Origin of the sequence: Polaromonas sp. (assembly GCF_012927455.1) — a bacterium.
In the GTDB taxonomy this organism is placed as follows: Bacteria; Pseudomonadota; Gammaproteobacteria; order Burkholderiales; family Burkholderiaceae_C; genus Polaromonas.
Genome location: NZ_JABBPE010000008.1, coordinates 1 through 15,787 on the forward strand (window position 1 = coordinate 1; position 15,787 = coordinate 15,787).

Genomic DNA, 15,787 nt, shown 5'->3' on the forward strand with positions numbered 1-15,787 from the left:
CTCAACGCTGGGCTATGTCAGCCCAATGACGTTTGAACAACGCTGGATCGCGGCACAGCAGCAAGACAGAAAGTCCGCATAGGTAGCAGCCTATGGAGTATGGAATTCAGGGGCATGGTCAAACCCAGGCACGCACGCCAGACTCAGCTTTGCTCAAAAACCAATCGTCAAACCCTGGGTAACCGACTCTCAAACTATCAAAAAAGTCTGAGCCCAAAAGCGGGGTGAGACTATACAAGGGAACATCACCAACGTTGGGGAGCGCAACGGCGATCTGCCTATGAAGACGCAGCAAGAGATCATTTGCCGTTTGGATGGTGTAAACGCGATTTGCCAGCCCTCTAGCTTTGGCCTTGTCGTGTATGCCACGGTCCTCCGTAACGAGGGCATATGCTGCGTGCAACGAAAGTGCGTACAAAATCTCGTTGTCACGTACATCGTTGATGCGCATACCCGCCGCATTCCACGGGCATACCGGTCGAGCATCCAACTGAACATACTGGGTTAGACGCTGAAGCGTCTGATTTCTACGCTCAACATTTCTGTCCTCGCGGATATCATCTTCTGAAGCCGGGTGATACAGAAGCACATGCCCATGTAGATTTGCAAGGCGGACAAACGATGTGAGACTTGGAACCAATGGTCGTTGTGAGTCTTCCAGTGGAATCAGAATGTTTGTATCTAGCAAGAAGCGCATCTATCGGCACCTCAGCTTTGTTCGGGCATTGCGGATGCTGGCCTGAGCCATGTCGCAGACGTGCCAGCCTGCCTGCTGAAGCAGCGCGTCGACGCTGACTCTGGCTTTTTGTTCTGGCGTCATGCCTCCTCCCTTTGTAGGCCATTCCAGAGTCTGCAGGGCGAAGAAACGGCGGACTTTCCAACCGAATTGGCCTCTAGCCCCCGTTTGGTATGCGCAAGCAGCTATTATTTATATAGCAAAGGCCGGTAGCGCATGGCGCTTGCCATTGCAGAGCGCGTGGCTGCTGCCGCTTGCGCTAGTCGGCGGGAGGGGTTGCCGCGTGGAGGTTGGCGGCGGCACCCTGCCTCTCAGCCCTTTTGCAGCCGCGCAAAGGTCTTGCGGAACTTGGCCACCTTGGGCGCGGCCACGGCCATGCAGTAGCCTTGGTTCGGGTTCTTCTCAAAGAAGTCCTGGTGGTAGTCCTCGGCCGGCCAGTAATTGGCGAGCGGCAGCACTTCAGTGACGATGGGTTTGCCAAACAGCTTGTCCTGGCTCATCTGACGAATCATGTCGTCGGCCTCCTGTTTTTGCGCTGGCGTGGAGTAGTAAATGCCGCTGCGGTACTGCGTGCCGGCATCGTTGCCCTGACGGTTCAGGCTGGTCGGGTCGTGAATCAGGAAAAAGATTTCGAGAATCTCACCCAGCGTGATTTGTGCCGGGTCGAAGCTCAGCTTGACAACCTCGTTGCTGCCGGTGCGCCCGCTGCACACGTCTTCATAGCTTGGCCGTGCCGCCTGGCCGTTGCTGTAGCCGGATTCGACATCCAGCACGCCGCGCACCTGGACGTAGACGGCCTCGGTGCACCAGAAACAGCCGCCGCCCAGGGTGATGGTTTGCAGTTCGTTCATGAGAGGGTTTCCTTGCGTTACTTGACTTGTTGATCTGAGAGGTTGACTCGTTGCGGCCCAGCCAGTTCCCGTGGCTTGCGGGCAGTTTTGATTCTGGCGGCCTGGCTAGACGCCGCGCGCACCGCATCGACAAAGGTCGCCCGCGCCGCATTGTTACGCGCGGTCTTCCACAGGCAGTGCGTGTCGTAAGGCGTGGTGGCCGCGTCCAGCGGCACAAAGGCGGTGCCGGCCATGGCCGACTGGCGTAGCGCCGCCGGCACCAGCGCCACGCCCATGCCTTGCGAGACCAGCGACACCACGCTCAGCCAGTGGCGCAATTCGTAACGGATTTCCGGGTAAAAACCGGCCTCCAGGCAGATCGCCAGAATGCGCTCGTGGTAGTCGGGCGACACCGCGCGCGAGACCACGGCAAACGGCTCGCCTTGCAAGGCCTGCAGCGACAGTGACTGCTGGCGCGCCAGCGCGTGGCCGGCGGGCAGGCAGCAAACAAAAGGCTGGCTGGCGACCAGAATCTGGCTCAGCTCGGGCGGCACGCGCGTCGTGTGCACAAAGCCCAGGTCGAGCCGGTCATGCGCCAGCTCGATCAACTGCTCCTGCGAGCTGAGTTCTTTCAGCATCAAGCGCAGCAAGGGATGGCGGGCCTGAAACTGCTCGAGAATTTTGGGCAAGCCGCTAAAAAGCATGGTGCCGGCAAAACCGATGGCGAGGCTGCCGGCCATGCCCTGTCCCACGTCCCTGGCGTGGTTGGCGGCTTGCGCCGCTTGTTCAAGCAGGGCGCGCGCTGCCGGCACAAAAGCCAATCCAGCGGCCGTTAGTGCCACCTGTTTGCTGTTGCGCGTCAACAGCCGGGCGCCGACCGACGCCTCCAACTGCTGAATATTGAGCGAGAGCGGCGGCTGGGAAATCGACAGGCGGCGCGCGGCCCGGCCGAAGTGCAATTCTTCAGCCAGAACGAGAAAATAGCGCAGGTGACGAAATTCCATGTATACAAATAATATATCGTTGAATCGGCATTTGCTATTAGACAAGTATTCATGCTTGCCGAACAATAGGGCTTGAGACAAGCCCTACACTTTGCCGAACATTCCAAGGACAAGCACCATGAAAGCCAAATTCAACTGGGAAGATCCGTTCTTCCTGTCCGAGCAGCTCACAGGCGACGAGCGCGCGATAGTCGAGGCGGCGCATGCCTTCTGCCAGGAAAAACTCCAGCCGCGCGTGCTGATGGCGGCGCGCCACGAAAAGTTCGACCGCGAAATCATGAATGAATTCGGCGAAATGGGTTTCCTGGGCTCGACGATTGAAGGCTACGGCTGCGCCGGCCTCAATTACGTCAGCTACGGCCTGGTGGCGCGCGAGGTTGAGCGCGTCGACAGCGGCTACCGCAGCGCCATGAGCGTGCAATCTTCTCTGGTCATGCACCCGATCAACGCCTACGGCAACGATGCGCAACGCGAAAAATACCTGCCCAAGCTGGCCACCGGCGAATGGGTCGGCTGCTTTGGCCTGACCGAGCCGAACCACGGCTCTGACCCGGCCAGCATGCTGACGCGCGCCAAACCGGTCGATGGCGGCTTCATCATGAAGGGCTCCAAGATGTGGATCACCAACAGCCCGATCGCCGACGTGTTCGTGGTCTGGGCCAAGCTCGAAGACGCCGACGGCCAGGTCGGCGGCCAGGAAGCGATTCGCGGCTTCGTGCTGGAAAAAGGCATGAAGGGCCTGAGCGCGCCCAAGATCGAAGGAAAAATGAGCTTGCGGGCCTCGATTACCGGCGAGATCGTGATGGACGGTGTGTTTGTGCCTGAAGCCAATCTGCTGCCCAACGTCAGCGGTCTGAAAGGCCCGTTTGGCTGCCTGAACAAGGCGCGCTACGGCATTGCCTGGGGCGCGCTTGGCGCGGCTGAAGACTGCTGGTTCCGCGCCCGCCAGTACACCATGGACCGCGTGCAATTTGGCCGTCCGCTGGCGCAAACCCAGCTGATCCAGAAAAAGCTGGCCGACATGCAGACCGAAATCGCGCTGGGCCTGCAAGCCTGCCTGCGCGTCGGCCGGCTGATGGACGAAGACCGGGCGGTGCCGGAAATGATTTCGCTGATCAAGCGCAATTCCTGCGGCAAATCGCTCGACATTGCCCGCATGGCGCGCGACATGCACGGCGGCAACGGCATTCATGACGAATACCACGTCATTCGCCACATGATCAACCTGGAAACCGTCAACACCTACGAAGGCACGCATGACGTGCACGCGCTGATCCTCGGCCGCGCGCAGACCGGTTTGCAAGCCTTTTATTGATCATTTAGGCCTATAGCCCAATTAATACGGGCGCAAGTAGCTATTATTTTAATAGCACTCAAAATCCGTGGTCTCAACCGGTCAGTGAATGCAAAAGGTAACGCGGCTTTGAAGATGCCTGGGGCGGTGCTAAAAATAGAAGTATGTTGCATCACACACCGTGCAGGCACGGCCTGCACTGCATCCTGCCGCCCTATTTGCTTAGGCAGTTGGGCCAGTGCACCGAGCTGGATGTTGCGTTGTGGCTGGCCGACACGCGCCGCCAGTCACAAGCGCTGCGCGGCCTGCGCATGGGCTTTGACCCGTGGCTGGCACCCAAGATGCCGACCGCAGTGGCGGTGCCCGGCAAGGCCGGAAAAAACCGCGCCGTTTATGACGCGCAAAGCCAGGGCGTAGCCGGCCTGCCGGGCCGCCTGGTGCGCGCCGAGGGCGAGCCTTCGCAGGCCGACCCGGCGGTGGACGAGGCCTATGACCAAAGCGGCCTCACCTGGGACTTTTACAACCAGCGTTTTTCGCGCGACTCGCTCGACGATAAGGGCCTGGCGCTGGTGTCCAGTGTGCATGTCGGCAAAAACCTGAACAACGCCTTCTGGACCGGGCAGCAGATGGCTTACGGTGATGGCGACGGCAAGCTTTTTACCCGCTTTACCCGCTCGCTCGATGTGGTCGGGCACGAGTTGACGCACGGCGTGATCAGCTACAGCGCCAACCTGGTTTACCAAAACGAAAGCGGCGCCCTCAACGAGCATTTTGCTGACGTATTTGGCATGCTGACACGCCAATGGCACGAGGGCACGGAAGTCCAGAACGCCGACTGGCTGGTGGGCAAGGACATCATGGGCCCGGCCGCCACGGCGCCTGGCCTGCGCACCTTCCGCGCCGAAAAAGCCTATGAAAACGACCGCTACTTTGGCACCGACCCGCAGCCCAAGCAGCTGCGCGATCAGTACCGGGGCAGCGACGACAACGGCGGCGTGCACATCAATTCGGGCATTCCGAACCACGCATTTTTCCTGTTTGCCACGGCCTTGGGCGGCAAGGCCTGGGAGCGCGCTGGTGGCGTCTGGTACGAAAGCCTGTTGACGCTGCCGACCGAAGCGCAGTTCACCGACATGGTGCTGGCGTCAGAAAAAACGGCGGTAGAGCAACACGGCCGCGGTAGCAGCGTGCACCAGGCGCTGATGGCTGCCTGGAAGGGCGTGGGCTTCTAGGCCGGACGACCATGGACGTGATCCTGCTTATTTTTACCGAAAGCGGCGGCTTTGCCGGCCTCAAGCGCGGCTGCACCGTGGCGCCCGCCGCCTTGCCCGAGCGGCCGCTAGAAGAATTGCAAGGTTTGCTGCAGCGGTCACTCGAAACCCCGCGCCCGAGCCCCTCACCCGACCTGCAGGTTTACACACTGGAACTGGTCACGGCAAACGAGGCCAAGCAGCAAACGCACCACCGGGTGCTGCAGTATTTGGCCAGCGATGTGCCCGAAGACCTGTCCGAGCTGATCAGCTTTTTGCACGAGCACGCCGAGCCCATCGCGCTGGCGTAAGCCAGATATTTAAACGCGAACCTGTACGCGCAGCGCTTTGGCGCCTGGAGCGCGGGCTGCGCGCGTCCGATCCTGGGTTAACCTCAAACCCGGCCAACCGGTCGACCCCCCTTCGTCTGCTTTGTCGGCGGCGTCGACGACCAACTCACTGCCCTGACCGGACCCACCCATGTTTAAACCGCTGTTGAGCGCCCTGCTTCTGCCACCGCTGGCGCCCTTGCTGCTCGCCGCGCTCGGCTTGTTGCTGGCCTTGACCAGAAGGCGCGCCGGCTTGCTGCTGCTGACGCTATCGCTGGCGCTGCTCTGGTTGTTCAGCTGCCACGGCTCGGCGGTGTGGCTGGCACGCCATGCCTTGCCGCAATTTGCACCGCTGTCGGCCGCAGCGCTGCAAAGCAGCCAGGCGCAAGCCATCGTGGTGCTGGGTGGCGGCTTGCTGCCGCAGGCGCCCGAATATGGCGAGCCGCAACCGCGCGCCCAAACGGCAGCGCGGCTGCGCTATGGCGTCTGGCTGGCCCGGCAGTCTGGCTTGCCGCTGGCGTTTAGCGGCGGCGTGGGTTGGGCCGCTGAAGGCGCGCAGCAGGAGTCGGAAGCCGCAGTGGCCGCGCGCGTGGCGCAGCAAGACTATGGCGTGCCGCTGCGCTGGGCTGAGGCGCAATCGCGCGACACCGCGGGCAATGCGCGCCTGCTGGCACCGTTGCTGCAGCGTGACGGCGTGCAGCGCATTGCGCTGGTTACCGACGCCTGGCACATGCCGCGCGCGCTGGCCGCCTTTGAACGCGCCGGCCTGAGCGTGACGCCCGCGCCCATGGGCTTTGTGTTGCCGGTTGAACGTGACCTGCTGCAATGGATGCCATCGGCCTACGGCCTGCTGGCGTCGCAGCAGGTGGTGCGCGAATGGCTCGCGCTGGCCGCAGCCCGCTTTCTTGCGGTGTGAAGCAGGCGGCCTTGGTGCGCCGGGCCTACCCTAACCCAGGTTGACGCCCGCAAGCCAACTAGCTACATTACTAACCAGCCAGTCAGTAACCATGTCTTTCCCCAAATCATTTTCTGCCACCCCCGCTGTGAGCGCCGCCAAACGCGAGCGCCGCAAAGAGGCACGTCCGGGCGAGCTGCTGGACGCCGCGCTTGACCTGTTCGTAGAAAAAGGCTTTGCCGCCACCCGGGTGGAAGAAGTTGCAGCGCGCGCCGGGGTTTCCAAGGGCACGCTGTTTTTGTATTTTCAAAGCAAGGAAGAGCTGTTCAAGGCGGTGGTGCGCGAAAACATTTCCGGCCGCTTCAAGGAATGGAACGAGGAGTTTGAAGCCTTTCAAGGCAACAGCGCCGAAATGCTGGCCTACTGCTTGAGCACCTGGTGGGAACGCGTGGGCGCGACCAAGGCCTCCGGTATCACCAAGCTGATGGTGAGTGAGGCTAAAAATTTTCCGGAGATCGCAGTTTTTTACCAGAAGGAGGTGATCGCGCCCGGGGAGTCGCTGATCCGCCGCATCCTGCAGCGCGGCATCGACCGCACTGAATTCCGCGCGATGGACCTGGACTATGCGGTTTACAGCGTCGTGGCGCCCATGATTTTCCTGGTTCTGGCCAAACACTCCACGGGCGTGTGCGTTCAAGCCAATTTCGAGATGGATCCGAAAAAATACATCGCCGCGCAGCTCGCCACGATGTTGTACGGCATGAGCGTGCCTGCTGGCGACACGGCCCACAAATCAAGGAAAGCCCCCGCATGAAGCGCTGGATCAAATGGGCCGTGGCCCTTGTCGTCATCGCGCTGATCGCCACTGGGGTGATGCGTGCCCTGGCGGCGCGCAAGGCCCAGCAGCAGGCACTGGCTGCGGCCAGCGTGGCCAGGGAGTCGCGCCAGGTGGAACTCGCCGACACCGACGTCGTCAAGGCGCAGGCGCGCGAAGTAGCGCAAGGCGTGGCGGTATCGGGTTCGCTTAAGGCCGTCAACTCCGCCGTCATCAAGGCCCGCGTCGCCGGAGAACTGCAGGGCTTGAGCTTGCGCGAAGGCGATTTTGTCAAGGCCGGCCAGGTGATTGCGCGGATTGACGCAAGCGAGTACCAGTCGCGCGTGCGGCAGGCGCGCGCGCAGGCGCAATCGGCCAAGGCCCAGGTCGACGTGGTGCAGCGCCAGTACGACAACAACAAGGCGCTGGTGGACCAGGGCTTTATTTCCAGAACCGCGCTGGAATCCTCGCTGGCCAACCTGAATGCGGCGCAGGCGACTTACCGCGCGGCGCTGGCTGCGACCGAAGTTGCCTCCAAATCGGTGGAAGACACGGTGCTCAAGTCGCCCATTTCCGGCCAGCTGTCGCAGCGCCTGGCGCAGCCCGGCGAGCGCGTCGGCGTCGACGCCAGGATTGTTGAAGTGGTCGATTTAAGCCAGCTGGAACTGGAGGCCTCTTTGGGCGCGCTTGATGCCATGGCCGTGCGGGTCGGCCAGAGCGCCGAACTGCAAATTGAGGGCAGCCCGCAAACCATCAAGGCCCAGGTCGTGCGCATCAACCCAAGCGCGCAGGCCGGCAGCCGCAGCGTGTTGGCCTATCTGCGCATAGACAACCCGGGCGGCGCAGCCTTGCCGCTGCGCCAGGGCCTGTTTGTGCAGGGCTCGCTGGGCACGGCCAGCGTCCCGCTGCTGTCGCTGCCGCTCAGCGCGGTGCGCAGCGACAAGCCGGCGCCTTACGTGCAGACAGTAGAAAACGGCCAGGTCGTTCACCGAGCGGTTGAGCTTGGCGCGCGCGGCAGCGCCGACGGCCAAACGCTGGTCGCCATCAAGGGGCTGGCCGAAGGCGCGCTGGTGATTCGCGGCGAAATCGGCGCCTTGCGCGAAGGCACGCAGGTACGGTTTACGCCGATGGTCACCCCGACTACTCCGGCCCGTACAACTTCGCCCGTCAAACCGGCGCCTTGAGGCCACGCCGCCATGTGGTTCACCCAGGTCAGTCTGAAAAATCCGGTGTTCGCCACCATGGTCATGCTAGCCATCGTGGTGCTTGGCCTTTTCTCCTACCAGCGCATGCAGGTGGACCAATTCCCCAACATCGACTTTCCGGTGGTGGTGGTGACGGCCGACTACCCCGGCGCTTCGCCCGAGATTGTTGAAAGCGAAGTCACCAAGAAAATCGAGGAAGGCGTCAACTCGATTGCCGGCATCAACACGCTGACTTCGCGTAGCCTGGAAAGCCAGGCCATCGTCATCATCGAGTTTCAGCTTTATGTGGACGGGCGCAAGGCGGCTGAAGATGTGCGCGAAAAAATCGCGGCGATCCGGCCCAGCTTTCGCACCGAAGTGAAAGAGCCGCGCGTCTTGCGCTTTGACCCGAGCAGCCGCGCCATCTGGTCTATTGCGGTTATGCCAGATATGGCCCCCACGCTTGCCACTGCGTGTGCTGCGCTGCCCCCCGAGGGGGCGCGCGCTTGCTTGGAGCGGTCCGGCGCGGCGCGCCAGACCGCCCAACTCAGTGCGGTCGAACTGACCAACTGGGCTGACCAGGTGCTGAAAAAACGCCTGGAAAATGTCCGTGGCGCCGGTTCGGTCGCGCTGGTGGGCGGCACCAAGCGCGAGATCAATGTCTACCTCAATCCGCAGGCCATGGAATCACTCGGCATCAGCGCCGACCAGGTCGTCAATGCCGTGCGCAACGAGAACCAGGACCTGCCGGTGGGCGCGATCCGCTCGCTGGCGCAAGAGCGCGCAGTCAAGATCGATGCGCGCATGCAGCGGCCCGAGGACTTTGGCAAAATCATTGTGGCGCGCAAGGCCCCGGCCAGCGCCAACGGTAGCGGCAGCACCGGCGCGCCGGTGACTGTGGACCAGGTCGCGCGTATTGCCGACGGCGCCCAGGAACTCGATACGCTGGCGCTGTACAACGGCCAGCGCACTTTGCTGCTGACGGTGCAAAAAGCGCAGGACGAAAACACCATAGGCGTGGTGGACGGGCTTAACAAGGCCGTCGCCGAGATGCAGCCCCTGCTGCCGCCGGGCGTGCGGCTGGAACTGATCACCGACGGTTCGCGCCCGATACGCGTGGCGGTTGAAAACGTGCGCCGCACGCTGATAGAAGGCGCGCTGCTGACGGTGCTGATCGTCTTTTTGTTTCTCAACTCCTGGCGCTCCACCGTGATCACCGGGCTGACGCTGCCGATTTCCATCATCGGCACCTTTTTGTTCATGAACCTGTTCGGCTTCACCATCAACATGATCACGCTGATGGCGTTGTCGCTGTGCGTGGGGCTGCTGATTGACGACGCCATCGTGGTGCGCGAAAACATCGTGCGCCATGTGCAGATGGGCAAGACGCCCTATAACGCCGCGCTCGACGGCACACAGGAAATCGGCCTGGCCGTGCTGGCCACCACGTTTTCCATCGTCGCGGTGTTTTTGCCGATTGGCTTCATGGGCGGCATCATCGGCAAGTTTTTTCACGAGTTCGGCATCACCATCGTCGCGGCGGTGTTGATCTCGATGTTCGTCAGCTTCACGCTGGACCCGATGCTCTCCAGCATCTGGCACGACCCGTCGATTGAAGCGCAGGGCAAGCATCACAAGCCCGTCACTTTTTATGACAAGACCATTGGCCGCGTCACCGGCTGGTTTGACCGCGCCACCGAATCGCTGATTGAAAGCTACCAAGGCATCTTGCGCTGGTCGCTGGTGAACAAACTAACCACGCTGGCGCTCGCCGTGGTGATTTTTGCGATCAGCATCGTCATGGTGCCGCTGCTGGGCACCGAGTTTGTGCCCAAGGCCGACTTCTCGGAAACCTCGCTCAACTTTTCTACGCCGCAAGGCTCGTCGCTGGAAACCACCGAGGCCAAAGCGCGCCAGGTGGAAGCCATCGTGCGTGAGTTTCCCGAGGTGAAGTACACGCTGGTCACGCTCAACACCGGCAATGCACAGGGCAAGACATCGGCCAGCATCTATGTGCGCCTGGTCGACCGCAAGGCGCGCACGCGCAGTGCAGATGAGATGTCGGGCGTGTTGCGCGAGCGCCTGCGGCAGGTGCCAGGCATGACCGTGACGCATGTCGGCCTGCTTGACGCGGTGGGCGGCAACAAGCAGGTCGAGTTTTCGCTGCAAGGCCCGGACCTGAAGGAGCTGGAGCGCCTGAGCCGCGTCGTCAGCGACAAGATCCGGGGGATTCCCGGCCTGGTCGATCTGGACTCTAGCGTCAAGGCCGACAAGCCGGTGATTGAAATCGCGGTGCGTCGCGATGCTGCGTCGGATCTGGGGCTGTCGGCCTCGCAGATTGCGGCCGCGCTGCGCACCCTGGTGGCGGGGCAGACCGTGGGCAACTGGCGCGCTGCCGACGATCAGACTTACGACGTCAATGTGCGCCTGGCGCCCGATGCGCGCAACGCACCGCAAGACCTGGCGCGCCTGCCCTTCATGAGCAGCGCCGTCGGCAACAACGCCGACGGCTCCTCGCGCATCGTGCGGCTCAGTCAGCTGGCCAGCGTCAAGGAAAGCACCGGGCCCAACCAGATCAACCGGCGCGACCTGGTGCGCGAAGTCGCGCTCAACGGCAATGTCTACAACCGCTCGGCCGGCGAGGTGTCGAGCGACATCAAGGCGGTGCTGGACGGCTTTAATTTTCCGCCGGGTTACCGCTACCAGTTCAGCGGTTCCACCAAAAACATGGCCGAGTCCTTCGGCTATGCCGTGTCGGCCCTGGTGATGGCGATCTTGTTCATCTACATGATTCTGGCCAGCCAGTTCAAGAGCTTTTTTCAGCCGCTGGCCTTGATGACCTCGCTGCCACTGACGCTGATCGGCGTGGTGCTGTCCTTGCTGCTGTTTCGCTCTACGCTGTCAATGTTCTCCATCATCGGCATCGTCATGCTGATGGGACTGGTCACCAAGAACGCCATATTGCTGGTCGACTTTGCCATCCGCATGCGCGAAGACAGCACCGACGTGGACGGCCACCGCGTTCCCGGCATGGAACGCAGCGAAGCCTTGCTGCACGCCGCCAAAGTCAGGCTGCGCCCTATCCTGATGACCACGCTGGCGATGATTTTCGGCATGGTGCCGCTGGCCTTTGCCTTGAGTGAGGGCTCCGAGCAGCGCGCGCCCATGGGCCAGGCCGTGATCGGCGGCGTCATTACCTCTTCACTGCTGACGCTGGTCGTGGTGCCTGTGACCTACTGCTACATGGACGATCTGGCCCAGTGGTTCAAGCGCAAGTTTGGCAAGAAACTGCTTAGCACACCCGCGCTGGAGGCCAAGACCAGCCCCGCCAGCCCCGCCAGCGTCAAACCGCGCGGCTAAAATCAAGGGTTTACCTCTCATGCACGCCGCTTCTTCTCTCACTCCCCAACCAACAGGCCCCGCCATGAACTACGAACAAGCTCGCTTCAACATGATTGAGCAGCAAATACGCCCTTGGGAAGTGCTGGACAACCAGGTCCTTTCCCTACTTGCAGTGATCAGACGCGAAGATTTTGCGCCGCTGGCCCACAAGGCGCTGGCCTTTGTCGACATGGAAATTCCGCTGCCGCCGCAGCACAATGCCGGCCAGTGCATGCTGGCGCCCAAGGTTGAAGCGCGCCTGCTGCAAGACCTGGCCGTGCAAAAGCACGAAAAAGTGCTTGAAATCGGTACCGGCTCCGGCTACATGGCCGCGCTGCTGGCGCACTGCGCGCAGCAGGTCATCACGCTGGAAATCGAGCCTGCGTTGGTCGACAGCGCACGCCGCAATCTGCAAAGGGCCGGCATCTACAACGCAGAAGTGCGCCTGGCTGACGGCGCGGCCAACCTGGCTGAAGCTGTCTCCGACAACGGCCCGCTGCGCGGCCCTTTTGACGTGATTGTGCTGAGCGGCTCGGTAGCCGAGGTGCCGGCAGCGCTGCTGGACCTGCTCAAGGTCGGCGGGCGGCTGAGCGCCATCACCGGTTTTGAGCCCATGATGCGCGCCACCTTGATCACGCGCGTCAGCCAGGACGGCTGGCGCACGACGCAGGCCTGGGACACCGTGGCGCCGCGGCTGCTCAATTTTCCGGAACCATCGACATTCACTTTCTGAAACCCTGCATAAGCCGAATAAGCCGCAAAAGGTAGCTTGATGATTTCCCAACTGAATCCTTCCGATTTCGCCGCCTGGCGCGACCGCGCCACGGCAGCGGCCAGCCTTCCGCTGGTGCTTGACGTGCGCGAGCCCTGGGAGGTGCAGACCGCCTCGGTCAAGCCGGACGGCTTCACGCTGCTAACCATTCCCATGCGCGAGCTTCCGGCGCGTCTGGCCGAGTTGCAATCCAGCCACACCGATCAGCCAATCGCCTGCCTGTGCCACCACGGCATGCGCAGCCTGCAGGTCGCCAACTACCTGGCGCAAAGCGGCTTTACCCAAGTGGTCAATCTGCAAGGCGGCATTGACGCCTGGTCGCAGCAGCTCGATCCGTCGGTTCCGCGTTACTGAACGGGTTTCATTGAGGCGGACTTGAGCCGACCGCTTGATTTTTATTGGCTGATTCGTTAATTTTTTCTGATTCACTCATTCCTTCAGGACGCTCATGACCACGCCCCAGAAACTGTCGACGTCCCATTTTTCAGTTCGTCCCTTGTCGACGGCAATCGCCTTGGCGCTGGCAGCGCTTGCCCCGCTGGCACAGGCCCAGAGTCTGCTTGAACTGTACGAATCGGCCCGGGCGTTTGACGCGACCTACCAGTCGGCCAAGCTGCAGTACGACGCCAACCTGGCGCGGGCCGATCAGGCCAAGGCGGGCATCTTGCCGACGGCAGGCCTGGGCGCCGGCGTGTCGCGCACCGCTTTTGTAAACACCAGTCCGCCGATAGACCGCAGCTTCAATTCGCAAAATGCCACGCTGTCCGTGACGCAACCGCTGTACCGACCCGGCAACTGGGCCACTTACGAGCAGGGCTTCAAGCAGGTAGAGCTGGCGCGGGCCCAGCTTGAAAGTGCCGAGCAGGACCTGATCGTGCGCACCAGCCAGGCTTACTTCGACGTGCTGGCCGCGCAGGACACGCTGACCTTTGTGCAGGCGCAGAAAGCCGCCGTCAATGAGCAGCTGGCTTTCGCCAAGCGCAACTTCGAAGTGGGCACCTCGACCATCACCGACAGCCGGGAAGCGCAGGCGCGCTACGACCTGGTGCTGGCGCAGGAAATCGCCGCCGAAAACGACTTGCGCGTCAAGAAAATCGCGCTTGACCAGCTGGTTGGAAAAGCCGAATCCGCGCCCAAAGGTTTGCTGGCTCCGGTGAATCTGCCGCCACTGCTGCCGGCCGATGCCAATGCCTGGGTCCAGCAATCAGAAGCCGTCCATCCCAGCATTCGCCAGGCGCAGTCGGGGCTGGACATTGCCGAGCTGGAAGTGAAGAAAGCGGAAGCCGGCCACAAACCCACGCTGGACGCCAGCGCCAGCTACAACGTCACCAACAACCCCTCGGGTTCAGCGACTTCGACCAGCACCGCGTCCACCCGCGTCAACACGGGCAGCGTGGGCCTGCTGCTCAATGTCCCGCTGTTTGCCGGCTTTGCCACGCAAAACCGCGTCCGGGAAACGCTCTCGCTGAAAGACAAGGCGCGCAGCGACCTGGAAGGCGCGCGCCGCGCCGTGGCCCAGAGCACCCGCACCGCCTACTTCGGCGTGCTGTCGGGTCAAGGCCAGGTCAAGGCACTGGAGGCCGCCGAGCTGTCCAGCCAGAGCGCGCTGGACGCCAACAAGCTGGGCTACCAGGTCGGCGTGCGCATCAATATCGACGTGCTCAACGCGCAAAGCCAGCTGTTTCAGACCAAGCGCGACCTGGCGCAGGCGCGCTACAACGTGCTGCTGGGCGGCCTGCGCCTGCGCCAGGCCAGCGGTAGTTTGCGTCCCGAGGATTTGCAGCAGATCAATGGCTTGCTGGTCAGGTAGCCACTACCTCGCGAGCGGCGTTCAAATCTCGGGCTTAGGCATCAAATTGGCCTCTATCCCAATGAATACGGGCGTAAGCAGCTATACATTTGATAGCATTCAATCGCCCAGTCGGTAATGCGGCTTTCGGCTTTTTTCCGTTTCCAGATCATTCTTGAACGCGAAGGCAAAGGCGAAGCGACGACAGTACAGACGAACGGCTGGCGAAGCCGACAAAGTGCACGGATGATGTGGAAATGGGATTAGCGCACCAGCTGGTTGAGCTGGATGATGGGCAGCAGCACCGCCAACACGATCAGCATCACGACCACGCCCATGGCCACAATCAGCAGCGGCTCCAGGATGGTGGCGAGTTGCATGGCGCGGCGCTGCACCTCGGTGCTCAACTGCGTTGCGGCGCGCAGCAGCATGACGGCCAAAGTGCCGGTCTGCTCGCCCAAACGGGCAAACATGGGCAGCAGGCCGGGGAAACGTTTTTTAGACGCCAGCGCCGACGCCAGCGGCGCGCCTTCGCGCACCATCACCAGGGCGTCCAGCGCATCGGCGCGCATGGCGCGGTTGTGCAGCGTTTCGGCGGCGGCCTGCAAGGCCTTCAGAATGGGCACGCCGGCCGCCGCCAGCATGGCCAGGGTTGAAGCAAAGCGCGCTGCGTTGTAGCTGCGGGCCAGCTTGCCAAGAATCGGCAGCTTCAGCCAGGCAGCATCAAAACGCAGGCGAAAAGCCTCCATCGTCAAGGCGTAACGGACGCCGAATGCTATCAAAACCAGAGCAATCAAAGCCCATAAGCCGTAGCCGCGGACAAACTGGCTGATGGCCAGCATAGCCACCGTGAGCCACGGCAAGGCGCGCTTGCTGCCGGCAAAGACGTTGGCCACCTGGGGCACCACGTAGCCGACCAAAAACAGCACGATGACGAAGGCCACGCAGGTGACGATGGCCGGATACAGCGCAGCGCCTATCAGTTTGGCCTGCAGCGCCAGGCGCTCTTCCAGGTCGGTGGCCAGGCGCTCCAGCACCAGGCCCAAGTGGCCGCTTTGTTCGCCCGCGCCCACCACCGCGACATAGATGTCGGCAAACTCGCGCGGATAGTGGCCCAGCGCCTTGGCAAACCCGGAGCCGGCATTGACTTCGGCGCGCAAGGCGGCCACCAGACCGCGTTGCCGCTCATCCTCGGCCTCGTCGGCCAGCGCCGTCAGGGCCCGTTCGAGCGGCAGGCCGGCGCTGACCAAGCCGGCCAGCTGGCGTGTCCAGATCGCCAGTGCAGCGGCGTTGAAGACGCGCGAGCGCCACAGTGTCATGTTCAGCGACAGGCCTTGCGAACCGCGGCCCTGGGCGCCCGACGATCCATTGGCCACCGTATCGACCCCGAGCGGCACCAGGCCGCGGGCGCGCAACAGGCCACGCGCGCCGCGCGCGGTGTCGGCTTCGATCACGCCCTTGGCGGTGCGTCCATCGGCATCGACGGCTTCAAAGGAAAAGGCTGGCATC

General features: G+C 62.4%; 14 protein-coding genes. 10 read left to right on the plus strand and 4 right to left on the minus strand.

Translation table 11 applies throughout. From position 1 onward, the window contains the following. Positions 1-118: 118 nt before the first annotated feature. From HHJ18_RS08545 to HHJ18_RS08555, 3 genes are all read right to left on the minus strand, one after another. Positions 119-697, minus strand: coding sequence for a hypothetical protein (locus HHJ18_RS08545; protein ID WP_296913953.1), 579 nt, complete (start codon positions 695-697; stop codon positions 119-121). A gap of 350 nt (positions 698-1,047) precedes the next feature. Then, entirely contained in the window at positions 1,048-1,587 is a 540-nt protein-coding gene (msrA, locus tag HHJ18_RS08550) for a peptide-methionine (S)-S-oxide reductase MsrA (protein WP_296913956.1), read from the minus strand. Positions 1,588-1,604: 17 nt separating this feature from the next. After that, complete coding sequence (locus HHJ18_RS08555; RefSeq protein ID WP_296913959.1) at positions 1,605-2,570, minus strand: LysR substrate-binding domain-containing protein; 966 nt, start codon at positions 2,568-2,570, stop codon at positions 1,605-1,607. A 118-nt stretch (positions 2,571-2,688) separates the two neighbouring features. Between HHJ18_RS08555 and HHJ18_RS08560 the strand changes: the two genes are divergently transcribed. From HHJ18_RS08560 to HHJ18_RS08605, 10 genes are all read left to right on the plus strand, one after another. Then, complete coding sequence (locus HHJ18_RS08560; RefSeq protein ID WP_296913962.1) at positions 2,689-3,885, plus strand: acyl-CoA dehydrogenase; 1,197 nt, start codon at positions 2,689-2,691, stop codon at positions 3,883-3,885. 143 nt (positions 3,886-4,028) lie between these two features. Further along, the gene (locus HHJ18_RS08565; protein ID WP_296913965.1) at positions 4,029-5,096 is read left to right on the plus strand and encodes a M4 family metallopeptidase; all 1,068 of its coding nucleotides are present in this window, start codon (positions 4,029-4,031) and stop codon (positions 5,094-5,096) included. 11 nt (positions 5,097-5,107) lie between these two features. Continuing rightward, positions 5,108-5,425, plus strand: a complete 318-nt coding sequence (locus HHJ18_RS08570; RefSeq protein ID WP_296913968.1) for a protealysin inhibitor emfourin — start codon at positions 5,108-5,110, stop codon at positions 5,423-5,425. A gap of 169 nt (positions 5,426-5,594) precedes the next feature. Further along, positions 5,595-6,359 carry a YdcF family protein gene (locus HHJ18_RS08575; protein WP_296913971.1) on the plus strand — a complete coding sequence of 255 codons (765 nt, stop codon included), beginning with the start codon at positions 5,595-5,597 and terminating at the stop codon, positions 6,357-6,359. Positions 6,360-6,450: 91 nt separating this feature from the next. After that, positions 6,451-7,152: a TetR/AcrR family transcriptional regulator gene (locus HHJ18_RS08580; protein WP_296913974.1), complete on the plus strand. Its 702-nt coding sequence runs from the start codon at positions 6,451-6,453 to the stop codon at positions 7,150-7,152. Beyond that, positions 7,149-8,336: an efflux RND transporter periplasmic adaptor subunit gene (locus HHJ18_RS08585; RefSeq protein ID WP_296913977.1), complete on the plus strand. Its 1,188-nt coding sequence runs from the start codon at positions 7,149-7,151 to the stop codon at positions 8,334-8,336. Before HHJ18_RS08580 ends, HHJ18_RS08585 begins: the two co-directional genes overlap by 4 nt. Before the next feature lie 12 nt (positions 8,337-8,348). Continuing rightward, positions 8,349-11,696 carry an efflux RND transporter permease subunit gene (locus HHJ18_RS08590; protein WP_296913980.1) on the plus strand — a complete coding sequence of 1,116 codons (3,348 nt, stop codon included), beginning with the start codon at positions 8,349-8,351 and terminating at the stop codon, positions 11,694-11,696. A 64-nt stretch (positions 11,697-11,760) separates the two neighbouring features. Beyond that, positions 11,761-12,450, plus strand: coding sequence for a protein-L-isoaspartate O-methyltransferase (locus HHJ18_RS08595; RefSeq protein WP_296913984.1), 690 nt, complete (start codon positions 11,761-11,763; stop codon positions 12,448-12,450). Between the two features lie 39 nt (positions 12,451-12,489). Beyond that, entirely contained in the window at positions 12,490-12,843 is a 354-nt protein-coding gene (locus HHJ18_RS08600) for a rhodanese-like domain-containing protein (RefSeq protein WP_296913987.1), read from the plus strand. Between the two features lie 94 nt (positions 12,844-12,937). Beyond that, on the plus strand, positions 12,938-14,299 hold the full coding sequence (locus HHJ18_RS08605; protein WP_296913990.1) for a TolC family outer membrane protein: 1,362 nt from the start codon (positions 12,938-12,940) through the stop codon (positions 14,297-14,299). A 242-nt stretch (positions 14,300-14,541) separates the two neighbouring features. Here the strand turns inward: HHJ18_RS08605 and gspF are convergent, their stop codons facing one another. Beyond that, entirely contained in the window at positions 14,542-15,786 is a 1,245-nt protein-coding gene (gene gspF / locus HHJ18_RS08610; protein WP_296913992.1) for a type II secretion system inner membrane protein GspF, read from the minus strand. Position 15,787: the final 1 nt, after the last annotated feature.